The following is a 25405-nucleotide window of genomic DNA, read 5'->3' as shown; positions in this document are numbered from 1 at the left end:
TTTAATTACTACATTTGAATTTATTGCAAATTAACTACTTGAATATGCATCAAAACCGTACTTTTTCTTTATTAATTTTTCTTTTATCGTTTCAAATTATTTGTGCTCAAAAACCACAAAAACCAAATTCTGCAGAAATTTACAATCAGATTCAAAAATTAAATTTTCTTGGTTCGGTACTTTACATTGCTGCTCATCCAGATGATGAGAATACCAAACTAATTTCATATTTATCAATAGAGAAGAAAGCGCGAACTGCTTATTTGTCCCTAACGCGAGGAGACGGCGGGCAAAACTTAATTGGACCAGAATTGCGTGAGCAGTTGGGAGTTATTCGAACTCAAGAACTTTTGGAAGCTCGCAAAATTGACGGCGGGCAACAGCTTTTCTCGCGAGCAAATGATTTTGGTTTTTCTAAAAATCCTAAGGAAACATTAGAAATATGGGATAAGGACAAAGTTTTATCTGATGTTGTTTGGGCAATTCGAAAATTTCAACCAGATGTCATCATTAATCGCTTTGACCATCGCACTGCTGGAAACACACATGGACATCACTCTGCCTCTGCCCTTTTGAGTGTAGAAAGTTTTGACTTGAGTAACGATGCTTCTATATATTCTGATCAATTAAAGTACGTAAAACCATGGCAAGTGACGCGACAGTTTTTTAATCCTTCTTATTGGTTTTATGGGAGTCAAGAAAGATTTGATGCTGCTGATAAATCAAATTTCATTAAATTTCAAACGGGAGTTTACTACACTAATTTAGGAAAATCAAATGCTGAAATTTCGGCATTGAGTAGAAGTAGCCATCAATCACAAGGTTTTGGAAGTACAGGAACACGTGGTGAGGAAGTAGAATACCTAGAACCGATAAACGGCAAAGCTTTATCATCAAATACAGATCTATTTGACGGTATCGATACTAGTTGGAATCGCGTAAAAAATGGAAAAAACATTGGTGACCTAATTACCAAAATAATAACCTCATACGATTTTACAACTCCTTCTAAAAGTATTCCAAATTTGATCAAAGCCTATGAAATGGTACAGTCATTAGAAGATTCAAATTGGAAAAAAATCAAGACAGAAGAAATTAAAGAATGTATTATAAACTGTGCTGGTCTATATCTAGAAGCTGTCGCCAACCAACCAGAAGTCATCCCTGGACAATCTGTTCAAATAACGATAGAGGCAATTAATAGAACTGATGCTCAAATTAACTTAGCAAGTATCACGACTTACCCTAATCAAATCACTACTGCACAAAGTAAATCACTACTTAATAATCGTGATCTTAAATTTAACACAACTATCACCATACCTGAAACCGCAGAATTTACTGAGCCATACTGGTTAAAAGAAGAGGGAACACTTGGAATGTATATTGTTAATGATCAGGAAAAAATAGGCATTCCGGATATTATTAGAGATAATAAGGTTGCATTTAATCTTACTTTTAATGGTATTGCAATTAAAGTAGAACGACCAATAGTTTACAAGTACAATCACCCATCGAAGGGCGAAATGTATCAATTTTTAGATATAGTCCCTGAAGTTTCAACTAGATTTAAGGAAAATGTAGTTCTTTTCAACAATGATTATTCAAAGGAAATAGCAGTTGTTGTGAAGTCTGGAAAAGAAAATTTAAAAGGTGAGCTAAAATTAGAGCTATCAAAGAACTGGATTTCTTCTCCACAAAAATTTAATTTCAACTTAGAGAAATCTGGAAGTGAAAAAACTTTTTACTTTAAAGTAACGCCACCCGCAAAAGCGGATGAAATATTTGCAAATAGTATAGTACTAATCGATGGGAAAAAGTTCAATTCTGAGCAAACTATTATCGAATATCCGCACATTGCAAAACAGCAGATATTACAGCCTGCGGTGTCAAAATTCATTAAACTCGATATTAAAACTGGATCACAAAAGATAGGTTATATCATGGGCGCTGGTGATGCAGTTCCTGCAAGTCTGTTACAAATGGGTTATGATGTTACTTATGTAGATCCTGATGAAATAAATGCATCAAATATAAAATCATTTGACGTAATCATTACAGGAATTAGGGCATACAATACAGTCAATTCTTTAGTCAACAAACAGCAGCTTTTATTTGATTTTGTCAAAGATGGTAAAACAATGATTGTTCAATATAACACGCCTAGTTTACTACCAGGTGTGCAACTAGCTCCTTTACCGCTTAGTATTTCAAATAATAGAGTTACTGAAGAAGATGCGAAAATTACTTTCCTAGCTCCAAATCATGATGTTCTGAATTATCCTAACAAAATTACGGAGGCTGATTTTAAAGGTTGGAAACAAGAGCAAGGCTTGTATTACCCCAATAAATATGATGCAGCTTTCACTCCAATTCTGTCTTCTCATGATACTGGTGAACAAGCAGTTGACGGTGCTTTGTTAATTGCCCCTTACGGTAAAGGACACTATGTTTATACTGGTTTAAGCTTTTTTAGAGAATTGCCAGAAGGAGTTTCTGGAGCATTTCGATTAATGGCTAATTTAATTTCGTTACAAAATAAAGATTCCAATAAAGATTCTAAAACAGATAAATAAGACACTATGGAACCAAAAAAAGCTAGAAAATGGGAGAAAAAATACAGTTGGGTGCTAATTGCTAATGTCATTTACATCACTATTTTTTATTTAATAATGAAATTATACTCTTAAGCTGATGCAAATATTTGACTGGATTATTCTAATTGTTACTTTACTTTTCATTGTAATCTATGGAGCATGGAAAACAAAAGGCAGCAAAAATGTGCAAGATTTTATCCTAGGTGGAAATGAGACACCATGGCATACTGTAGGTTTATCTGTAATGGCTACTCAAGCAAGTGCCATTACCTTTCTGTCGACTCCAGGACAAGCCTACCATGATGGAATGGGTTTCATACAATTCTATTTTGGATTACCGATTGCAATGATCGTAATCTCATTGACGTTCATCCCTATTTATCATAAATACAAAGTCTTTACAGCTTACGAATATTTAGAAAAGCGTTTTGACCTAAAAACACGTTCCTTGGCAGCAGTTCTATTTTTGTTTCAACGAGGTTTGGGAACAGGATTAACAATTTATGCACCGGCAATTATATTATCAGCGTTATTAGGATGGAACCTTACTTACATGAATATCATCATAGGTTGTATGGTAATCATATATACTTTTTCTGGCGGAACAAAGGCTGTAAATGTTACTCAGAAGCAACAAATGTTTGTTATTATGTCGGGAATGATGATTACATTTTTCCTAATATTGAATTATTTACCAAATGAAATGACTTTTAGCAATGCGCTGCACATCGCCGGTGCCAATTCGAAAATGGATATTGTAAGTTTTTCGACCGACCCTGAAGACAAATATACTTTTTGGAGTGGTATTACAGGTGGATTTTTCTTGGCTTTGGCCTATTTTGGAACCGACCAGTCGCAAGTGGGACGCTACTTATCGGGAAAATCAGTGCGGGAAAGTCAGATGGGATTGATAATGAATGGGTTCTTAAAGGTACCAATGCAATTTTTTATATTATTAACTGGAGTAATGGTTTTTGTTTTCTTTCAATTCAATCCAGTTCCATTAAACTTTAATCCGAACAATAAGATTGCCATAGAAAAGTCATCATACAAAGATGAATATCATGTATTAGAAAATGATTTGCTTACGCTCTCAGAGGACAAAAAAGTTATTAACTTACTATATATTGATCAACTAAATCAAGATTTTGATAATCCGATTTTGAGGAAAGAATTGGTTGCTTTGTCATTAAAAGAAAAAGATTTAAGAGACCGAGCTAAAGAAATCATTATCAAAGCTGATAGTAATAGTGAGACAAATGATAAAGATTACGTTTTTTTCCACTTCATCCTGCATTATTTACCTACTGGATTGGTTGGATTATTATTGGCGGTAATTATATCTGCAGCGATGTCATCTACTGCCTCAGGATTGAATGCACTGGCATCTACTACAGCTATAGACATCTATAAACGAAATGTAAAAGAAGAGAAAACAGAGAAACACTATTTATACGCAACAAAATTATTTACTTTATTATGGGGAATAATTGCCATTCTTTTTGCTTGTGTGGGAACACTTTTTGAAAACTTGATTCAACTTGTAAATATTATAGGATCAATATTTTACGGTACAGTTCTTGGAATTTTCCTAGTCGGATTCTACTTTAAATTCGTAAAATCTAAAGCAATTTTCTATAGTGCGGTAACAAGTCAATTGACAATTTTTGTGATATATTATTTTACGAATATAATTTATCCTAGCGGTAAAGAAACACTGGGTTATTTATGGCTCAATTTTATTGGAGCAATGCTTACAATTGTATTGTCAATGTTGTTACAGCTATTAATGCGTAATGACAAAGAAGTTATAGTTTCGCAACAGTAAGCATTTACTATATTGTGTACTAAATAAGTACGAAAGTAGATGTATTGGTTACAACTATAACTGCAAAAACCATTAAAAATCTAGAATATACATAACGTGCATTCTAGTTTTTTTAATGGTTTTATAATTTTAAAGAAGTCTAATAAATAAAGTTCTATTTGAATTCTGCTAATGATTTTTCGATAATCTCTAAACACTCTTGTATTTGAGCTTCAGTGATTACTAAAGGCGGAGCCAAGCGAATTTTATTTCCATGAGTTGGTTTTGCTAATAAACCATGGTCTCTAAATTTCAAGCAAATATTCCAAGCCAGATCAGATTCCTCATCGCAGTCGATTACAATCGCATTCAATAATCCTTTTCCTCGCACAAGCGTAATCAACGAATTATTCTCTGCTATCTTATTCAAACCGTCTCTAAGAATAACGCCCAAACGATCTGCATTTTCAGCTAAACGTTCGTCTTTAATTACTTCTAATGCCGCCACCGCAACAGCTGCCGCAACTGGGTTTCCACCAAAAGTAGAACCATGTTGGCCTGGTTTTATAACATTCATTATTTCGTCATTAGCTAATACGGCTGACACAGGGTATACACCACCTGAGATAGCTTTTCCTAAAATTAGAATATCTGCTTTTACCTCAGGCGTATTTTCACAGCCATTGGTACAAGAGCAATTTCCGCAAGTAGCCAATAATCTTCCTGTACGCGCAATACCTGTTTGAACCTCGTCTGCAATGAATAGGACATTATGCTTTTCACAAAGTGCTTTTGCCTTCGCTAAGTAACCTTCAGCTGGAACATAAACCCCCGCTTCTCCCTGGATAGGTTCAACCAAGAAGCCTGCTATATTTTTAGAAGATGCTAAAGTCTTTTCTAGCGCTTCAATATCATCGTAAGGTATTTTTATAAATCCTTCTGTGAAAGGACCAAAACTCTTGCGAGCTCCTTCATCATTTGAAAAAGAAATAATTGTAGTCGTTCTTCCGTGAAAATTATTTTCACACACAACAATTTGCGCTTGATTTTCAGCAATTCCTTTTACTTCATACGCCCATTTTCTGCATAATTTCAGTGCCGTTTCGACTGCCTCTGCACCTGTATTCATGGGTAAGACTTTGTCAAAATTAAAATATTTGGTGATGTACTCTTCATAAACACCTAATTGATCATTATGAAAAGCTCTTGAAGTTAAAGTTAATTTTTGAGCCTGATTGATCATCGCGCCTACAATTTTGGGATGACAATGCCCTTGATTAACGGCGGAATAGGCAGATAAAAAATCAAAATATTTTTTACCATCAACGTCCCATACAAATACGCCCTCTCCTTTATCTAATACTACAGGTAAAGGATGGTAATTATGAGCGCCATATTGATTCTCCTTGGATATTAATGATTCAGATATAGAAGAAAGTTCGTTTTGTACTTGTTGCATGATGTCGTTTTTTATGCTTTAAGTTACAAAAATAATGCTATTTTTCTACTTTAATACTTATAAAGATTCTAAATCAGTGGTGTTTTGAATCTAAACGAAATAATGGATAAATTTAAATTCTATACAGTGTTAATCCCTTTCAAGTGCTTGAATGGTTTTTATTTAAAACTTAATTACTTTATAATTAGAAATATAATGTAAATTCGCCACTTAACTAGCAAATATCTTTCGATCTCCAATTGTTATAAATTGTTTTTGATACTATGCGCTGGCTATTACCAACTTCCTTTTTAAATTGTACAGTATTAATATCTAAGTAATGAAAAATTGTTTTTTAATTTTTATTGTATTTTTATTCTTCTCCTGCGCCAACTCTAAAGCTATTGACAGTAGGTCGGACTCCCTACTTAATAAATATAGCAAATCAATTAATGAGGCCGATTTAAGAAAGCATCTTTACATCATCGCATCAGACTCTATGGAGGGAAGGCAAACAGGCTCTATTGGTCAAAAATATGCTGGTCGGTATCTGATCAATCAATATAAGAGAAACGAAATAGCTCCTGCTGCAAATACTACTGATTACTTACAATTCATTCCTTCGTCTGCTTTAAAAACGAGAGGCGGACAATTTTTGGATAGTTCAGAAAACATTGCCGCATTTATAAAAGGAAGCGAAAAACCAGACGAAATCATAGTTCTGTCTGCTCATTATGATCATGTTGGTGTAAAGAATGGAATCATTTTTAATGGTGCAGATGACGATGGATCGGGAACCGTTGCATTATTGGAAATTGCTAAAGCTTTTAAAGAAGCGCAGAAAGACGGTCACGGTCCAAAGCGATCTATATTATTTCTACATGTTACCGGGGAAGAACATGGTCTTTTGGGTTCGAAATTTTATTCCGAAAACCCATTATACCCTTTAGAGAATACAATTAGCGACATCAATATTGATATGATTGGTCGACGAGATGCCGATCATTCACAAAGTAATAATTATGTTTATGTAATTGGCGCAGAACGTTTGTCTACTGATTTACTAAATATCGTGATTGCTGCTAATGAGAAAAGTTCTAAGATTGATCTAGACTTTAGATATACTGAGAATAATGATCCTAGCCGATATTATACCCGTTCAGACCATTACAATTTTGCGAAGAATGGTATTCCTTCTGTATTCTTTTTTAATGGTGTCCATGCTGATTATCATAAAAGTACAGATACTGTTGATAAAATTGAATTTGACGCATTGACTAAAAGATCACAACTTGCTTTTGCAGTAGCATGGGAACTTGCTAATCGTGAAAATCGCATCACAGTAGACAAAAAGTAATTATACTTAGCGCTTATAAATAGTAACAGCACATATCAACTGGATATTTTATAAACTAAAAAAGCCATTATTTATAAAATAATGGCTTTTTTAATGTTTTGACAGTTGCTTATTTCATACCAAATTTCCAATCAAATTCGTCTTTTTGATTGATAATTGCACCAATCTCAAATTTAACGACTTCATCAAATTCGGTTTGAAAGATTATCCAGTTTTCTTCGTTGAAGTAATTTTCAAAAGTATCAAATTCTTCTTGTGTGAATTTGATTATATTTTTTTTACTCAAATCTTTTTTAACATCAACGATCTTTTTAGAAATAATTTTAGTTCCTAGTAGATCTAATTCGGGACTTGAGGCTACTATGTATCCCAATTTAAATTCTTCATCTTTATATAATGTCAAACGCATTTTTAATAGGTTGTACACTAATATAAGATTTTCGTCCTCGTCCTTGTATTCTTTGGATGGTTTACCGTAGATCGCAACAATATCCTTCTGCTTCATCCCGAAAAGCAATTTATCTATTCCGTTTTTAAGATTTATTTTCATTTCTTAATTCTGTTTTTTATTTAAGCGTATAGTGTTATGAGGTTAATTTGCCTCTTTTATCGTCAAATCGGTATCGTAATATAAAATAAATACTCCTTTATTTGTATATCCACCATCTGACTTACGGTAATATTCAAATTGATTATCAATCTGTTTTGTCGCTACTGAATTCACTGTGTCTTCGAACTTAACATCTTGAACTAATCGCATCATAGTATCAAAAGTAACATCAAATCCACGAGTCGAATAGGTATCTGGGAAAACATTATTTAATTGCTTGTAATTTCTATCAAAAGCCATAGCTTCTGGACTTATGTTCTCGCGAGTAACAGAAGGATACATTAATTTTAACTTCACCAAGTTATCAATTTTAATTTCTTCGAAATTTAAAGTATCATTTGGTTCTAAAATTACTAATTGTACTTGATAATCTTTCATGACACCTATCATCATTGAAATAGTGCTTTTAATCATCCAAGTATTTCCAGTTTCCATTACAACATAGTTCATTTTACCCTTAACTAGCAAGCTTTTAAAACTTTCTACAGAAACACTCCCTTTGTCCGTAAATGCTACAAAAGGAACTCCTTTTTGATTTTCCTTTATATAATCGATTATAGAAGTTTTCTTCTTATCTACTACTGCCATAATGTTTCCTCTATTAGCACGCATGTAATCAAACATAGTGTTTTTCACCGTTTCTTGTGAAGGAATTGTTTGGAATAAATTACGCATCGGATTCCCTACATCTTTCGATAACGGAGAGATTACAGGTGTATTAGATGTTGCTAATATTTGTGCCGCTACTTCAGCATTACTTTGATAGAAAGGCCCTATGATTGCATTTGCTGCTTGTAAATTATGTTGAGAGATTAGTTTGGCAACATCAGATCCATTTTTATTTTCTTCAGAATCGTAAATTTCTACATCGATAGGTAATCCTAATACTTTAGCGGAATCAATAGCCATCAAAGCACCTGAGTAAAAATCCATTGTCATGTCTAAAAACTTATCTTTCTTAAGACGACTTTGAATAGAATTTTCAGAATCACCTTCAACATGAGGAATATTAAATGGTAATAACAGCACCAATCGTTTACGCTTTCCTTCAGCAATCATTTTTGATAATGATCCAAATTCTTTCTTATTTTGAAACTTTGTAATCGTATTTGCTGGTACTTTTAGAATTGCGCCAATATTTACTCCATTATTCAAATCGGGATTAAGAGCGATTAATTGTTCTTGCGTCAAATTGAACTTTTTAGACAAGCTGTATAATGTTTCTTGAGGCTTTACTTCGTAACTAGTATATTCTACCAAGGTCTTAACATTACTTGAAGGTGTTAAAACAGTATTTTCTTGCTTTAATCCTACAGATGGTACATTATCGACTTCTTTTGGTCTACTACCTTTTATTAATAATTTATATCCCTTCGTTAAATTCGGAATTATCTCTGGATTGCGCTTTTCTAGTTCTGCTATTGTTATACCATATTGTTTTGCAATAGAATATTTTGTTTCTCTACGTTGTACTTCATGATAAACGGTCTTTTCTGGTGCAACATACGATTTTGCTGGAGCTGAAGCTGGCGCTTTGCTTGTTTTCGAAGGTACGACAAGTACTTGCCCTATTTGTACCCCATCCGTCGCTAGAAATGGATTTGCTTTTGTTAGCTCTTCTGCCGTAATATTGTACATCTTACTAATACCATACATAGTTTCCTTTGGCAATACTTCGTGTGAAGTAGTCTTCAAATTAAACTTAGATTGATTAGTTGCAGGTACAGCTGTTGCTGGAGTTACTGCTTTTGCAGTTGCAGAGGTAGACGCTTTGTAACCTCCTTTATTTGGAATAAGCAAAAACACATCTGGCTGAATTCCTCTTTGTGCATCAGGATTTAATTCATAAATATCATAAGGAGTAACTTGATATTTCTTAGCTATTTGTATCACTGTCTCACCCGCTACAACCTTATGCATGATTGTTTTTCCTTGCGAAAAAGATGTTGTTACTACTAGAAAAAAACTAAGAATTAATGCAAAAAAGTATTTCATTATTTATTTTTATAGAAATTATATTTTCAAAGATAACAAAACGGTACCAAATTTTGTTCCAAAAATCTGATACCGTTTCTATATTTATTACAACAAATGAATGTTGATTATTCCCATTCAATAGTTGCAGGTGGTTTAGAGCTAATATCATATACAACTCTATTTACTCCTTTTACTTTATTAATAATATCGTTGGACACTTTCATCAAAAAGTCATAAGGTAAATGAACCCAGTCAGCTGTCATTCCATCAGTAGATTCTACCGCACGCAATGCAACAACCTTCTCATACGTTCGCTCATCACCCATCACTCCAACACTGTTCACAGGAAGCAGAATCGCTCCAGCTTGCCAAACTTTGTCGTACAATCCCCAAGATTTTAAACCGTCGATAAAAACTTTATCCACATCTTGTAAAATTTGAACTTTTTCTAATGTAATATCTCCCAAAATACGAATAGATAATCCTGGTCCAGGAAAAGGATGTCTACCCAACAATTCAGGATCAATTCCTAGTGAAGCTCCTACTCTACGTACTTCATCTTTAAAAAGCATGCGCAAAGGCTCTACAATTTTCAATTTCATATAATCAGGCAAACCACCCACATTATGATGCGATTTAATTGTAGCCGAAGGTCCTTTTACAGAAACCGACTCGATAACATCAGGATATATAGTTCCTTGGGCTAACCAAGTTACATCTTCGATAAGGTGTGATTCAGCATCAAATACTTCGATAAAAGCATTTCCGATCGCTTTTCTTTTTAGTTCAGGATCTGTAACTCCAGCCAAGGCATCATAAAAACGTTGCGAAGCATCCACTCCTTTTACGTTCAAGCCCATTCCTTCGTATTGATCCAGTACGCTTTGAAATTCGTTTTTACGAAGCAAACCGTTATTTACAAAAATACAGTACAAGTTTTTTCCAATCGCTTGGTGCAATAAAACTGCTGCAACAGTAGAATCTACTCCTCCAGAAAGTCCTAAAACCACTTTGTCATTTCCTACTTTTTCTTTCAATTCTGCTACCATCTCCTCAACAAAAGCAGTTGGTGTAAAATTTTGCGGTACTTCGGCAATTTTTACCAAAAAGTTCTCTAACATTTTTCCTCCCTCAGTAGAGTGAAAAACTTCTGGATGGTATTGAATCGCATATGTTGTTTCTCCCTCAATTTTGTAAGCCGCAAACTCCACATCGTGAGTACTTGCTAGTTTCACACCATTGGTAGGCAACGCCTTGATACTATCACTGTGGCTCATCCAAACTTGACTGTTTGGCGAAATCCCCTCAAAGAAAACTTCGTCCTCCTTAATATATGACAAATTCGCTCTACCATACTCCCTTGTGTTTGATGCTGCAACTTCGCCACCACTAAAGTGTGACAAATATTGCGCCCCGTAACACACGGCAAGCATTGGCAATTTGCCTCGTATTTGCGACAAATCTGGGTGTGGCGCATCTTCTCCGCGAACAGAGAAAGGGCTACCTCCTAGAATTACTGCTTTATAACTGGACAAATCATCTGGAAAATGATTGTAAGGAAAAATTTCGCAGAATATATTTAATTCGCGAACTCTACGCGCAATCAGTTGAGTGTATTGCGATCCGAAATCTAAAATAAGTACGTTGTGTTGCATGACCGCAAAAATACTTTTAAAATTTGGAATGTAAAAACGGAATTTAATTTTTTTTCATTCTCTCAAAAACTAAATTATTACACCTACAAAAAGATGGATTTGGGCATGCCAACACTATAAAAAGGGGCTAAAAGTTGTTTGCAGTTACAAAGCCCCTTTCTATAGTGCTGTCGGGTGATACGCGCTACTTCGGTAGCTAGCTTCTCCCCCTCACGCAAGATTGTGGAAAACAGAACTTCATTTTGTCACGATAAATTTGCAACAAACGAAAAGTCTTTCTTATGACTTGTAAGAAAAAAAACAATATATTTGAAAACAAATAAAACGAAACAAACCTTCGCTTATCTATCCGATTTTGGGTGTATATACGAATGTTTGTTTCGTCTATATAATAGTTAGGCGTAATTTCAAAAACAATACTATGTCAGATAAACCTTTACGAGCTTTTAAATATTTTGAATTAGAATTAAAATCACTTGCAAGCTTTCTAATAGTTAACAATCCATATTACAAAGAATTAGAAGAAAATAATATTTGGGAACTTAACGACATCAAAAATGAGAAAATTAGAGTTGAAAGCTTACTAAACTTTCCTCCAACAACATCTGATTTTATTATTCGAAGCTTCGGGAAAAATATTTCTTTTTTAGGAAGAGAACTAGTATATATAAGGATTATTTCTGCATTAGAATTGTTTCTTGTTCAATCAGTAAGAGATATATTTAAACAAACGAGTGAACCTTTTAAAAGTAATCAAAAACGAGTTGAACTAAATTATTCTCAAATATTAAACATTTCCTCTGTTAGTGAAATACGTAACCATTTATTAAATAAAGAAACAAGACCGTTATCTAGCGCAGGATATGAAGATGTTGTCAAATATTATAAACAACAATTAGGTATCGATATAAGTAGTATTGGCGTCGGTTTACAGAAAATGAAATATTACCATCAGATAAGACATATATTAGTACATAGATTAGGAAAAGCTGATAAGAAATTTAAAAAAGATTTCGGATTTAATAAAACTTATATTCAAGTAACCGAAGACTTATTGGTAAACTTATTCAATGACGTCTATACTTATGCAGAAAAAGTTTCAGAGAAAGTAGTAAAATTAATTGATGACAATACCAAAATTGAGGTTTATAAACAATATAAAGGAGAACGTTTAAGAATAGAATTCGATTCAAAGATAACTGATAAAGTTAATTTTTTAGAACCTGAATTTCATTTTTGGGTAGGAGATGAAGTTTTTTATTTAGAGGATCTAGGAGTCCATATACTATCAAAAGGTTCGAGATATATTGTTGAGATTTGGGGCGAAGGTGATATTTTAAAATCCTATAAGAAAAATGTTAAGCAAAGATTGAGAACTTCAAAACATTTTGAAAACATATTAATAAAGCCAGTTCTTCATCCAAAAGTATTTAATGAATCTATAATACTTGCAGTTAGTAAGCTTTTACCTAAAAGTGGCCTTTGGCCAAATGATATTCGCAAAAATATTGCAATTAAACTCGGTATATCAAACAGTAATGTTGACAGAATTATTAAAGTTCTTAATGATAGAGGAATGCACTTGAAGCCCGAATAAAAACTACGCCTAACAGCCGTTTGGCAAGATTGGGGGTTTAGGCTGAATTTAAAGTTGGTTTTGTATTTGGAAAATTTGTGTTTAACCGAAAAATCCCGCATCTTTAGTCCCCAACCTCGCCAAGCGCCAGAACGTTAGCTGCAATAATACCAGAAATCATGAAAATAACAAATATAATATTAGAAGGAGTTGGAGGGATTAAAAATCTTACATTAAACTTTAATCCTAATATGAACATAATATGTGGACCTAATGGGATTGGAAAAACCACCATTTTAGAATCGATAGCACATCTATTTTCGAATGGACAGTCAAGCATTTTAAAAAGAAGTGTAAATTCTGAATATTGTAAAATAAAGGCGTTAGTGGAAAAAAATGGAGAAATCCTTCATGCTACATTAGAATTTGACACTTTCATTCCTGAAAAGTTAACACAAATGTATGGTTTACATGATTTTGCAAGTGAGATAATATCTTTAAAAACTTCTAGAACTTTTCAATACCAACTCCTTTCATCGGTTAATAGAGATTCAAACAAAGACGATTACACTTGCTGGATGGAGGCTATTAATGGAATTAATATACTAGACATAAAAAATTGGTTTGTTCATAGATATTTATATTCAGTTCATAAAAATGCATTAAGCCAAGAACAGATAAATAATTATGAACTTGCTAAACAATGCTTTTCATATCTTAATACTGATTTCACCTTTAGTAGAGTTGATGCTTCATCAAATGACATCATGATTAACACTCCAAGTGGTGAAATATATTATGAATATTTATCTTCTGGATTTAAATCAATCATTTCTATTTTATTTGGAATTATAAAAGAAATTGAATTTCGTTTCAAAGAACCAAGAGTAAATGCAAAGGATTTTGAAGGAATAATTGTTATCGATGAAATAGAATTGCATTTACATCCGGAATGGCAAGAAAAAGTTGTAAATATCTTAATGAAAGCTTTTCCTAAAGCACAGTTTTTTTTATCGACTCACAGTCCGCATGTCATTCAAAATTCATTACCAAAACAAATAATTGCATTAGGAATAGAAAATGGAGAAGTTTTCCAACGTGAACTTCCTGAAAGTGAGTATGGTTTTCAAGGATGGACTGTTGAAGAAGTTCTAACAGATATTATGGGAATGACTGATTTAAGAACATCAACTTTCAATAAGCTAATAGAAAACTTTGAAAGTGAAATTGAACTCGAGAACTATAAAAATGCAAATGAAATTTATACTAAAATTGATGAATTACTGCATCCGCAAAATCAACTTAGAAAACTTTTAAAATTTCAATTAATATCAATAGAATAGTTATGATTAAATTAGAACGAAATTATACTCCAATTCTATTGACTCCAAGTTTTGTTATTACTCAAAGTGCTGTTTTTGCCTCAACTGGAGAAGCAGTTTGGAATATAGAATGGTTAAAAGAAAGTCTACTTAATATAGGCTTAAATAAATGTTGTTACTGTGAATGTGATATAAAGGAAGAGAGTAAATATATGGAGGTTGAACATTTTGAAGATAAAAATCATTATCCTTCAAAAGTTCTTGATTGGGAAAACCTTTTACCCTCATGTAAACGTTGTAATGGTTCAAAAAGTAATCACGATGTCATAAAATATCCAATTGTAAACCCATTTAATATTGAACCAACAAAACATTTACAATTTAAATTATATAGAATTAGAAAAAAAGATGTAATAGGTCAAAATACAATTGATGCAGTAAATTTAAATCATATTGAAAGAGCAGTTAATAAAAGATTTGAGGTAGGACAAGGTTTAGAAGAATTAATTGATACAGCTTTAGAACGTCTTAAGTTGTATAAAGAAAATAATTTAACCGTTAGAAGAAACAAACTCCTTAATATTGTAGAAAAAACTCTAAAAGAATGCCAATCTAATTCCATTTATTCAGCAACATGCAGTACAATTTTACATTCAAACGATGATTATCAAGAAATACGAGATGAAATGATAACTTTAAAATTATGGGATTCTACTTTTGAAAACTTACATTTATTATCAAAAAGACTATCGCTTGAATAATTACTGCAGCTAACATCAGTTACACGAGATTTGGGCATTTGGTTTAATTTAAATATGGTGTTGTATTTGAAAAATTTGGCAAATCCGAAATATTACGCATTCTTAATCCCAAACCTCGTGTAGCTGCGGGACGTTAGGCGACATTTTAAAAAAAAACTGAGAGAAAATTATGAGTGGATTTAGATTATATAGCCTAGAATTAGATAATAAATCAATTAATACCGATAGAATTGAGTTGATTAATGATTTAGACTCTAAATACGATAATTACTTCACTCTAATAATTGGAAATAATGGAACAGGAAAAAGTAGAATATTAAGCGAAGTTGCTAGGTTTTTCAACAAGTTAAATCAAGAAATCACTCAACCCAATCTATTTAAGGATTCAAATTTTGAATACAATTTTACACCTTCAAAAATAATAGCTGTAACAAATAGTATTTCAGACAAATTTCCTATTGACCAAAGCTTTAGAACCTCGCGAAATTCAACTCAAGAATTCTATCATAGAGATTTTAATTATAACTATTTAGGCACTAGAAATAGAATTAATAGTTTTTCAAATAAAGCTTTAATGAATCGAGCTCTTGAAATAGTTTTTGAAAGCTATTCTCAGTTTGATGTTTCAAGAAATTATAGACATATATTTGATTACCTAAATTATGAACCAGTAATAAAATTGAACTACAGACTTGACAGTTCTTACTTTGAAAAAAGTAAGGATATTACCCCTAAAACATTAATCAATTATATTGAGGAATCTTCTGCAAATAGGTTTGTTTATAGAAATGACAGTCTAATAAATATTGTTAAAGAAAGAGCTAATGAACTGTGCGATTTTATATTAGACAAATTATATTATCGAAAAACAGAAAATGAATTAACCATTAATTTTTCAGAGAAAAATATAGGTAGAATTCGTAGAGACAACTCATTGTACAGCGAAAATGTTTATGAATACGACTTAATCAATATTTTAAGAAGAATAGGACTTATTAGAACATTTGAGATTCATGTCTTTAAAAAGGGAGGAACTCCATTCAATTTTAGTGAAGCAAGTTCAGGAGAAGCTAACATTTTATCAACTTTACTATCACTTGTTCCTCTATTAAAGGATAATAGCTTGATATTAATTGACGAACCCGAAATCAGTCTTCATCCTCTATGGCAAGCCAAATATATTGACTTATTAAATAAAATTTTAGAGAATGTTTCTGGGTGTCACGTAATTATTGCCTCTCACTCGCCTTTCTTGGCATCTGATTTAAAGCCAAATAATTCTTCTGTAGTATCTCTAAAAAATAAAAAAGGAATTATCTCAGCAAATACAATTGACAAATCAACTTACGGATGGTCAGCTGAAGATATTTTGCTTAATGTATTTGAAATGCCATCAACAAGGAATATTGACCTATATGAAAATGTCTCCAAAGCACTTGCTTTATTAGCAAAAAATGATAGTTCAAAAGAATCATTAATTACAATACAAAATAAACTACGAAATTTTTATCCATATATAATGGATAATGACCCGATGAAAACTGTTATTAAGGCCATTTTTGAAGCAAGTAATAATGAGTAATAGTATTCAAACTCCATATAATTTTACAGCTGTTGAAACGGCGATTATTTCTCAAAATTTCAGTACTCATAATGATTGGGTAAAGATTGTCTTTAATCCAATCAAGCAAAACATTATAACACATTTACGAGCTCAACAAAACAATTTATGTTGTTATTGTAAGTATCAACTAGGCTTTGACATTAAACAAGTAGATATTGAACATATAATTCCAAAGTCAGAATACCCTAACTTTACTTTTAAATCTCTAAACTTAGCCTTAAGTTGTCCTGCTTGTAATACAAAGAAAAGTACTAAACCAGTTCTGTACAATGCAAATGCAAATTATCCTGCTGATGGAACAAATTTTAAAATAGTTCACGCTCACTATGATGATTATTCAAATCACATCGACATTATTCAAAATTGTTTATTTGTCGCAAAAACAACAAAAGGAAGTGAAACTATTACTTTCTGCGAACTATTCAGATTAAGTACTGTCGAAGAAAGAGCTAAAGCATATCAAAATATAGGGCCAAATATATTAGAACAATTAGTTGGTGAATTAACAAATCCACACACGCAAAATAAACAACAATTAATTGATATTATTAAAAATGCTATAAAATAAACGTCGCCTAACAGCGGTTTGCAAAAATGGCGAAATATGTGGTAAATTCACGTTTATCTTTCGCAAGAAATTTTATCTTAACCGAAAATAATCGGTCACGAAGTTCGTCACTTCTGCAAGCCGCGACACGTTGGGCAACATATTAAACCAAAATGCGAATGAAAAAAGTATCAATATTAATTTTTTTTAGTTTAATTTCTTGTAGTAAGAATTTTGTCCGAATTGAAAATGGTTTTACTAAAATTAACGATGAATATCTAGATAGAAATAAACTAATTGAACAGATAAAACCAAATAAAGATTATATCTATTGGGATTATGCTACATTCACACCCGATTTATATAAAAATAAAAAAGAGGTGATTAGAAAATATGGTGATACATTAATTAGAAATAGTTATACTTTTTATCCTCCTCAATCAGGTTTCTTTAATGGATGTTTACCAGGGACTTGTTTTTCATATGTTACATATATTGAAAACGATGATGTTCATTATGTCACAGATGAAACAGAAATGAAAAAATTCATTGGCAAAATTGATAATCTTGCAGAAGCTATTCTAATTTTAGAAATGTATGATTTGTGGTTTGACCATAAAGAAAAAAAAGCGGGTTCGTTTAAAAAGACAACTAATGGATTTGAATTATATATGATGAAAGCTAAAGGTTGCCCCGAAACAAAGGAATCTATAAAAGTCGAAATAGACTCAATTGGAAACTTTAAGTTGAAGAATAATGGCGTTTATTACAAATCTAACAATTGTAATATGTCATAAATACGATTGCCCAACTGCCATTTTGAGCTAGCTGGAATTTAGTGGAATTACCGTTTCGTATCAAGTTTTCGTTAAGCCGAAAAATTAGCGGTTACGAACTTCCAGCCATCTCAAAGCAGCAAACCGTTAGGTGTTATTTTAAGAAAAAAAGTGAGAAGACAATGAAAATCAAACAAATCATATACGGATTAATAGCTGTTTTTATTTCCAGTTGTACAGGTTACACCAAGAAAGATGGAAAGGTTTATTTGAGAAGTTCAAATGAAGCAAGAATAGGAGTTAATTATGCAGAAGTTAAAAATGCGGATTATGAAACTTTCAAAGTAATAGATCACAATTTGAATATTGACCTTGCATTGGACAAAAATCATGTTTTCATTGATACGTCAATATTAGAAAATGCTGACCCAAAAACCTTTGGACACGTAAAAGATTATTACTGGAAAGACAAAAAAAATGTGTATCTCTTGCAGTTTGGAAGGACAGATGCTAGAATCATGGGTGCAGAACCAACTACTTTTAAAGTTATTAAAGATCTTCTATGGTCACTTGACAAGAATAATGTTTATTATGAATTTGACAAATTAGAGAAGGTAACTCCACACCTCTTTGTTGCAATTGACGAAAATTGGGGAAAAGATAATCGCTACTATTACTACCAAACTTTAAGAGTTGACTCATTAGATTATGAATCAGCAGAGATTATAAAATCTTATTTCATGAATGAACCAGCGAAACCTTCAAAATACATAAAAGATAAAAATCATGTTTTTTTCCATAATAAATTAGTGAAAGATGCTAATTCCAAAACATTTAAAGCGGACGGAGTAGGTTGGTTCGGACATGATGACAAGTATATGTTTGACGAGGAGAAAAATAAAGGATTATTAACCACAGAATACAAAAAAACATATATTGACAAAAAATAAAAACAACACCTAACAGCCATTCCTATGTAAAGCATCGTTTAGTTATTAACAACTTTTGAGAGGGTTATATGTAGGGTGTTTTTCGAGTATAGAATTCCAGCCCAACGGCTTGTTGAAAAAGTTGGAAACAACTTTTTGTCCGCCGAAGGCATAGGACTGAAAAAGTTATTCTAACTTTTTCAATGATGCCAAGAATTTATTCCTCTTTTGTTTCATATTGTTTCCTTTCATAATCTTAAAGCTCACACTCCTATGTGTGGTCTGCTTTTGGCAGCCACCAGCATCAGTATGATTGTAAGACCCAAGAGCTTCGCTTGAACTAGCGAAGCAATAAATAAAATAGCTACCGACTTTGAGTTGTGGCTTCATTTGATTGAACCACCATGGCTGTTTTGTAGTCTATTTTTCTTGTATGATTGAGCTTGTTAAGAAGGTTAATTTTATTGTTCTACCCCGATGTCTGTCGGGACTAAATTTTTATTTATTTGATAAGCAGTTTCCGTTTTGATGACTGATAAAATTCTGCGGGCCATTTTATGGGCAACTTTTATAATGACACTTTTTACGTTTTTTCCTTGATGTTTTCGGTAGTAATTCTGCATTTCTGTATCTTTTCTAATAGCGATCCAATCGGCTTCTACTAAATAACTCCTAAGGTGAGATCGACTCCTCGGCGTAATTCCTAAACATTTCTCACTATCGTCACTGTTGTAAATTCCGGGAACTAATTCAATAAAGGAACTAAATTGGCTTTCATTATTAAAACGGTGCAAATCTCCACACTCTGCTAGAATAATATTTGCTAAATAGCCCCTTTGTGATAGCTTCCAGCATGTGCCCACATACTATCTCTTACCACAGCTATCTGTCAGTAGATTTAAAAAAAGTCTAATCCCAACAATTATAGACAATAGTTGACATAATCTCAAAACTCCCTGATACTTCTAAAAACCAAAAAGCTCCCTTACCACAATAAATACCATTAAACTTCACCATTTTACCGCTGATTTTTGTAATTATAAAAGACAGAAAAAACTTGGGTGGTTATTTTGCAAATTCATCAAAGTTGCTTACACTTGCAGGAAAATTAATCCTACAAGAAAAAATGAAAAAAGCAGCCCTAATCGTTTTATACGCATTGATAACCAATCAAATGGATGCGCAATTTATAAAAGAAAGATCACTTAACCTTTCGTTTGGTTATGGCTTGACGTTCCCGTATGAGGAAGAAGTTGATATTATAAACAGTGGGGTTTATGCGCAGGCAGAATATGTATTAACAGCTAGTAAATGGATTGCTTTTCGACCTTATGCAGGTGTACTATTTACCAAGTCGAATGGTACAGATATAAACGGCAATTTTACACCCTATAAAGCCACCACAAATGCACTACTATTGGGAGCAAAAGCTAGACTAACTTTTCCAATCCCTTATATTGCTCCCTATGTAGAATCTGGTATTGGTGCTTCTATAGGACGTTTCAAATCTATTACACCCTACTCAGAACGTGACGAAAGCGGAATTATACATCATATTCCGTTTAGTTTAGGGCTATCAATTGGTCGCAACCATAATCTTGATATTGCCTTTACTTATTATTTCCAACCTTTAGTACAGCAAATTGCAGGAGCATTAGCAATTGGTTATACAATTCCGCTGCGAAGCTAGTAATTAACATATAAGATTTCTATTAAAATAGATGCATCAAGATTCATTAAAAAATAGCAGCTAAACGTTAAACTTTAACTATGAGAATAAATTTCTGCTTATCTACAAATAGCTAAAATCATAAATATATTTAATATTCTTACTCAAGTAGAAGACTATCAAAGTCTGCACACAATTGTAAAAAACAGCCGTTCTATTTACATTCTTAAGTTTTTATACATAACTTAGCTATTGATTATTAATTAAAACTACTATATTATGAAAAACAAAAGTATATGGTGTTTCGCTTTACTTTCAATTGCTTTACAGAGTTGCAAAAACAATGAATCTGAGAATGCAGATAAAGATAAAAAAGTAGAAACCGCTAAAATAATAAGCACTGACTGCTACAAAGCAATTTATGAGGCAGACACACTCGATTTACAGATTAATACTTTGGAAGATGGTGAAATAACCGGTGATCTTATGATGAATATTGCCAATACGCCAGTTAGAAGTGGAGAAGTTGTCGGGAAATTTAGTGGTGATACCTTATATGCAAGCTATACCTTTATTGAAGGCGAAAATAAAAAGATTACTTTCAAGAACCCAATGGCTTTTTTAAAACGTAATAATCAACTCATTCTTGGAAATGGTCAAATAGTAACCACCATGGGAGCTTCTTATTTCGAGAAAGGAACAAAAATCGATTATGACAATGTAAAATATAAATTTGATGCTGTGGCTTGCGCAGATAGTACAGCTACAAAATAAAAAATAGTTTGACAACTAAAATTGGCAACTGATATATTCAGTTGCCATTTTTTTTATAATAAAAACTGAATATACCAGCTTAAAAATCTTTAGTAGTCATGAACAGAAGTTGCACATACATTTCGAATAAAAAATTACTCCTTTACAATTATAAATTTACCTTTTACGCCAGTATCCCAATTTTCCCAGAAATCGGAACGAACTAATTTACCCGTATCGTCATAAATTTGAAATTCAGCTGTATTCCCTCCCAACGTACCGCGATTCAAGGCTTCAAGTTCAAAAGTATTAATTCCTTCCTTAAATGTAATTCGGAAAGTTTTGTATCTATTCTGTAATAATAGGCGACTTTCTACATCACGATTATTTAAAGTAGCTTTTATCAAATCGCCATCTATTTCTCCAAAATCACGACACATTACATCAAAATACTTTGATTTTGTTCTAATATCACCAAAATTTACATCGATTTGGACTAAGTTTCTAGGGTCAACCTTCATGCCTCTACTAACAAGCGAATGCTCTAAACTTTGACTTAATTTATTTTTTAATACTTGACCAGGATCATCAAAATCAGGTTTTTTTACAATCATAGAAAAAGGCTCTGGTTCGATTCCATTAGAATATGTGGGGTCTTCAGTAATTGGTTTTACATCTTTTGGGTCCACCACGGGAACCACTGCAAATAAATCTTTATCATCTACTTTTTTAGGTGTCTCTTTCTTTGTGGCTGTGGGTGGTATTGCTGTAGGCGGAATCACCTTGAAGGTTTTATTCAACTCAAATTGTGAGTAACCCGTTGTGGTTATTCCCAACATACATATAAAAAAAAGAAACTTCTTCATAGCGTACTTTTAAAGACTCAATTTGTTGTTTTATTTTTCAAAAATAGAAACTACAAGTTCATAAATAACTTTTAGACTTCAATTTAACTTTACTTTATTATCCTCCTTAGCACGAAATGCATTTCATTTGAAATTAAAATAATGTTCAACTTCAGGTGAATCACTAATATATTAGATACAGAATACCCATTTTAATCTGCGAAATGAAATTTTAAACTTTTTTATTTTCGAAAATAAACTAGATAGGTAACAATCCTACTATTTACATTTTTTAAAACGAATTCGAAGGTTTGTTATTTCACATTTTTTTTTAAATTGCAAAAAATATACCAAAGTTACAATAACAACACAACACACTAATAATCAAGTCAAAATAAATAATATGAAAAGAGAAAACATCCTTACAGGTTCACCATGGGAAGATAAAATGGGATATTGTCGTGCAGTGCGCATAGGTAACATTATTGAAGTTTCGGGTACCGTAGCCATTATTGATGGTGAAAATGTAAAAGCTGATGATGCTCATGCTCAAACTCTAAATATATTGGAGAGAGTTGAAAAAGTATTGGAAGAATTGAACTCAGGTATGAAAGATGTAATTCGTACTCGTATCTTTACTACAGATGTAAGTACTTTTGAAGCTGTTGCTACTGCTCATGCTACCTTTTTTAAAGATATCAAACCTACGACAGGTTTTTACGGAATTAATCAACTTGTTGCACCTGAATATTTGGTTGAAATTGAATTGACAGCTGTTCTTTCTGAATAAACAAAATCTTTGGACTGCATTCCTACTTTAAAACAAATTAATGTTAGAAAAAGTCACTATTACACTGCCTATCATACTCAAATGGATTTTCATTTGTGTTTTGATAGGCATTTTTTCTGGTTCGGCCTCTGCTTTTTTCTTGGTTTCTTTAGAATGGGTGACTCAAGTGCGAATCGATAATTCATGGATTATCTGGTTATTACCTCTAGGTGGTCTGGTTATTGGGCTCACTTATTTTTATTTTGGAGCTTCCGTTGTGAAGGGCAATAATCAATTACTTGAGGAATATGATAAACCTACTAAATTGATTCCTCTCAAGATGGCACCTTTTGTTTTATTTGGTACCTTGATCACTCATCTTTTTGGAGGCTCAGCAGGGCGAGAAGGAACAGCCGTACAAATGGGTGGTGCAATTGCCGATCAATTTAAAGTAATTTTTAAATTAGAAAATCGGGAACGCAGAACCTTAATTGTTATGGGAATCAGTGCGGGGTTTGCATCAATTTTTGGAACACCACTAGCTGGAGCTATATTTGCAATAGAGGTATTGTATTGCAGTAAAATAAATTTAAAAACTATTATTTTATCTTTTTTAGTAGCCTACGTTGCTCATTTTACGGTCGGTTTTTGGGCAGTTGGTCACACGCACTATGCTATTCCTACACTTCCGACTTGGACTGTTTCAATTATTTTATGGTCTTTGTTAGCAAGTCTTCTTTTCGGTTTGGCAGCGATGACCTTTTCTAGAACGACCCACCTCTGGGGTAAAATATTTGCAAAATATATTTCGTACCCTCCCTTACGTCCGTTTATAGGTGGTGCAATTTTAGCTATTGCGATTCATTTTTTTGACGTACAAAAATTTGTAGGATTGGGAGTTCCCGTGATTGTAGATGCATTTACAACCCCTAGTGCAAATTTTGATTTTTTATTAAAGATATTATTTACTGGCTTTACCCTAGGTTGTGGCTTCAAAGGCGGAGAAGTTACTCCACTTTTTTTTGTAGGCGCAACACTGGGCAGTGCACTTTCTCTGATAATTCCGTTACCAATTGCGTTACTCGCAGGTATGGGTTTTGTTGCAGTGTTTTCTGGTGCAACTCACACGCCTATCGCTTGCACTGCTATGGGAATTGAACTTTTTGGTCTCGAAAGCGGACTTTACATCGCATTGGCTTGTGGTATAGCCTACCTCGCCTCTGGATCTGTTGGTATCTATAGTTCTCAAAACTCAAAAGGGGTAAAATACCATTTATATGAACGTTTTAGAAGACAAAAGCTAAAGAACTTGTAATTTCTAAAATGTTGTTAATTTTATAAACCATTCCACTATTACATTAAAAAAATGTAATTTCGCACATTATGAAAACACAAGACATTCAAGCCATACAGCAATTATTAGCTACTCCAAAAAAAATCGCAATTATACCACACCGTGGTCCCGACGGTGATGCTATGGGTTCAACTCTAGCATTATACCATTTTTTATTAAAATTTAATCATGAGCCAACTGTTATTGCTCCAAATGATTTCCCTGATTTTCTAGCTTGGTTACCGGGTTCTGAAACAGTAAAAATTTTCGAAAAAGACAAAGAAAAATGCACTCAAATTTTAAACGATGCAGATTTAATATTTACTTTAGATTTTAATGCTTTCCATCGCGTAGGTGAAGAAATGGAAAAAGTGTTAGCTTCATTATCAAAAACTTTTGTTATGATTGATCATCATCAAAAGCCAGATGATTATGCTGCGTATATGTATTCCGATACCTCTATAGGATCAACTTGCGAAATGATTTACAATTTCATATCGTTACTCGGTGAAGTAGCTGCAATTGATATTAAAATAGGCACATGTATTTACACTGGAATCTTAACCGATTCAGGTTCATTCAAATTTCCTGGTACAACTGGAAACACACACAGAATAGTCGCTTCTTTAATTGATTTAGGAGTAGAAAATACACAAATTCCAAATTTACTTTTCGATAATAGTTCCTACAGCCGTTTGCAATTGCTAGGATGCGCTTTGCAAAATATGAAGATATTAGAAGCACACCATGCGTCTTACACCACATTAACGCAAGAAGAGTTAGATACCTACAATTATATTAAAGGAGATACCGAGGGTATTGTTAATTTTGGATTGAGCATGAAAGGCATACACTTGACTGCTATTTTTATCGAAAATAAAGAAGAAAAGATCATCAAAATATCTTTCCGTTCCCAAGGAGATTTTGACGTGAATCAATTTGCAAGAGATCATTTTAATGGTGGTGGACATCGTAATGCTGCAGGAGGAAGATCTGACGTTTCGATGCTAGAAACTGTTCAGAAATTCGAATCGATTGTTAGTCAATTAAACTAGAAGTA

Annotated in this window: 21 protein-coding genes; 15 read left to right on the top strand and 6 right to left on the bottom strand. The window is 32.8% G+C overall.

Annotation, left to right across the window (positions count from 1 at the left end; genetic code table 11):
• The first annotated feature begins 44 nt into the window (after positions 1–44).
• Positions 45–2576 carry a PIG-L family deacetylase gene (locus tag LXH21_RS15240; protein ID WP_239867847.1) on the top strand — a complete coding sequence of 844 codons (2532 nt, stop codon included), beginning with the start codon at positions 45–47 and terminating at the stop codon, positions 2574–2576.
• A 118-nt stretch (positions 2577–2694) separates the two neighbouring features.
• The gene (locus LXH21_RS15235; RefSeq protein ID WP_239867844.1) at positions 2695–4425 is read left to right on the top strand and encodes a sodium:solute symporter; all 1731 of its coding nucleotides are present in this window, start codon (positions 2695–2697) and stop codon (positions 4423–4425) included.
• A 154-nt stretch (positions 4426–4579) separates the two neighbouring features.
• Here the strand turns inward: LXH21_RS15235 and rocD are convergent, their stop codons facing one another.
• Entirely contained in the window at positions 4580–5863 is a 1284-nt protein-coding gene (rocD, locus tag LXH21_RS15230) for an ornithine--oxo-acid transaminase (protein WP_239867842.1), read from the bottom strand.
• Positions 5864–6182: 319 nt separating this feature from the next.
• Here rocD and LXH21_RS15225 point away from each other — a divergent pair, with 319 nt between their 5' ends.
• Positions 6183–7199, top strand: a complete 1017-nt coding sequence (locus LXH21_RS15225; RefSeq protein ID WP_239867840.1) for a M28 family peptidase — start codon at positions 6183–6185, stop codon at positions 7197–7199.
• Between the two features lie 109 nt (positions 7200–7308).
• Here LXH21_RS15225 and LXH21_RS15220 read toward each other — a convergent pair whose 3' ends face one another.
• From LXH21_RS15220 to guaA, 3 genes are all read right to left on the bottom strand, one after another.
• Entirely contained in the window at positions 7309–7749 is a 441-nt protein-coding gene (locus tag LXH21_RS15220) for a hypothetical protein (RefSeq protein WP_239867837.1), read from the bottom strand.
• Positions 7750–7791: 42 nt separating this feature from the next.
• Positions 7792–9804, bottom strand: coding sequence for a LysM peptidoglycan-binding domain-containing protein (locus tag LXH21_RS15215; RefSeq protein ID WP_239867834.1), 2013 nt, complete (start codon positions 9802–9804; stop codon positions 7792–7794).
• A 107-nt stretch (positions 9805–9911) separates the two neighbouring features.
• Positions 9912–11441, bottom strand: a complete 1530-nt coding sequence (guaA, locus tag LXH21_RS15210; RefSeq protein WP_239867831.1) for a glutamine-hydrolyzing GMP synthase — start codon at positions 11439–11441, stop codon at positions 9912–9914.
• Between the two features lie 421 nt (positions 11442–11862).
• Between guaA and LXH21_RS15205 the strand changes: the two genes are divergently transcribed.
• From LXH21_RS15205 to LXH21_RS15175, 7 genes are all read left to right on the top strand, one after another.
• Complete coding sequence (locus LXH21_RS15205) at positions 11863–13038, top strand: hypothetical protein (RefSeq protein WP_239867829.1); 1176 nt, start codon at positions 11863–11865, stop codon at positions 13036–13038.
• Between the two features lie 158 nt (positions 13039–13196).
• Positions 13197–14360, top strand: coding sequence for an AAA family ATPase (locus tag LXH21_RS15200; RefSeq protein WP_239867825.1), 1164 nt, complete (start codon positions 13197–13199; stop codon positions 14358–14360).
• 2 nt (positions 14361–14362) lie between these two features.
• Complete coding sequence (locus LXH21_RS15195; RefSeq protein WP_239867822.1) at positions 14363–15100, top strand: HNH endonuclease; 738 nt, start codon at positions 14363–14365, stop codon at positions 15098–15100.
• A 169-nt stretch (positions 15101–15269) separates the two neighbouring features.
• Positions 15270–16682 carry an ATP-binding protein gene (locus LXH21_RS15190; protein ID WP_239867819.1) on the top strand — a complete coding sequence of 471 codons (1413 nt, stop codon included), beginning with the start codon at positions 15270–15272 and terminating at the stop codon, positions 16680–16682.
• The gene (locus LXH21_RS15185) at positions 16675–17292 is read left to right on the top strand and encodes an HNH endonuclease (RefSeq protein ID WP_239867816.1); all 618 of its coding nucleotides are present in this window, start codon (positions 16675–16677) and stop codon (positions 17290–17292) included. Before LXH21_RS15190 ends, LXH21_RS15185 begins: the two co-directional genes overlap by 8 nt.
• Positions 17293–17450: 158 nt before the next feature.
• Positions 17451–18068, top strand: a complete 618-nt coding sequence (locus tag LXH21_RS15180; protein ID WP_239867813.1) for a hypothetical protein — start codon at positions 17451–17453, stop codon at positions 18066–18068.
• Between the two features lie 161 nt (positions 18069–18229).
• Positions 18230–18997, top strand: coding sequence for a DKNYY domain-containing protein (locus LXH21_RS15175; RefSeq protein ID WP_239867810.1), 768 nt, complete (start codon positions 18230–18232; stop codon positions 18995–18997).
• 440 nt (positions 18998–19437) lie between these two features.
• Here LXH21_RS15175 and LXH21_RS15170 read toward each other — a convergent pair whose 3' ends face one another.
• Positions 19438–19839 (bottom strand): IS110 family transposase, encoded by a 402-nt coding sequence (locus LXH21_RS15170; protein WP_239867808.1) that lies wholly within the window; start codon positions 19837–19839, stop codon positions 19438–19440.
• A gap of 263 nt (positions 19840–20102) precedes the next feature.
• On the opposite strand from LXH21_RS15170, the gene LXH21_RS15165 reads away from it, so the two are divergent.
• Together LXH21_RS15165 and LXH21_RS15160 are read left to right on the top strand one after the other, a co-directional pair.
• A complete protein-coding gene (locus LXH21_RS15165) occupies positions 20103–20666 on the top strand; it encodes a hypothetical protein (RefSeq protein WP_239867805.1) in 564 nt (187 codons plus the stop codon).
• A 258-nt stretch (positions 20667–20924) separates the two neighbouring features.
• The gene (locus LXH21_RS15160) at positions 20925–21419 is read left to right on the top strand and encodes a hypothetical protein (protein WP_239867802.1); all 495 of its coding nucleotides are present in this window, start codon (positions 20925–20927) and stop codon (positions 21417–21419) included.
• 134 nt (positions 21420–21553) lie between these two features.
• On the opposite strand, the gene LXH21_RS15155 is transcribed toward LXH21_RS15160, so the two are convergent.
• Positions 21554–22264 (bottom strand): hypothetical protein, encoded by a 711-nt coding sequence (locus LXH21_RS15155; RefSeq protein ID WP_239867799.1) that lies wholly within the window; start codon positions 22262–22264, stop codon positions 21554–21556.
• A 382-nt stretch (positions 22265–22646) separates the two neighbouring features.
• On the opposite strand from LXH21_RS15155, the gene LXH21_RS15150 reads away from it, so the two are divergent.
• The 3 genes from LXH21_RS15150 (at position 22647) to LXH21_RS15140 (ending at position 25400) form a co-directional block, all read left to right on the top strand.
• Positions 22647–23033, top strand: a complete 387-nt coding sequence (locus LXH21_RS15150; RefSeq protein WP_239867796.1) for a RidA family protein — start codon at positions 22647–22649, stop codon at positions 23031–23033.
• Positions 23034–23073: 40 nt separating this feature from the next.
• Positions 23074–24327, top strand: a complete 1254-nt coding sequence (locus LXH21_RS15145; RefSeq protein WP_239867793.1) for a voltage-gated chloride channel family protein — start codon at positions 23074–23076, stop codon at positions 24325–24327.
• A 68-nt stretch (positions 24328–24395) separates the two neighbouring features.
• Entirely contained in the window at positions 24396–25400 is a 1005-nt protein-coding gene (locus LXH21_RS15140; protein WP_239867790.1) for a DHH family phosphoesterase, read from the top strand.
• Positions 25401–25405: the final 5 nt, after the last annotated feature.

Source organism: Flavobacterium algicola, assembly GCF_022399565.1.
GTDB classification, from domain to species: Bacteria; Bacteroidota; Bacteroidia; order Flavobacteriales; family Flavobacteriaceae; genus Flavobacterium; species Flavobacterium algicola.
Note: the sequence above shows the minus strand (reverse complement) of the source record. Positions and strands in the feature narration are given on the sequence as shown.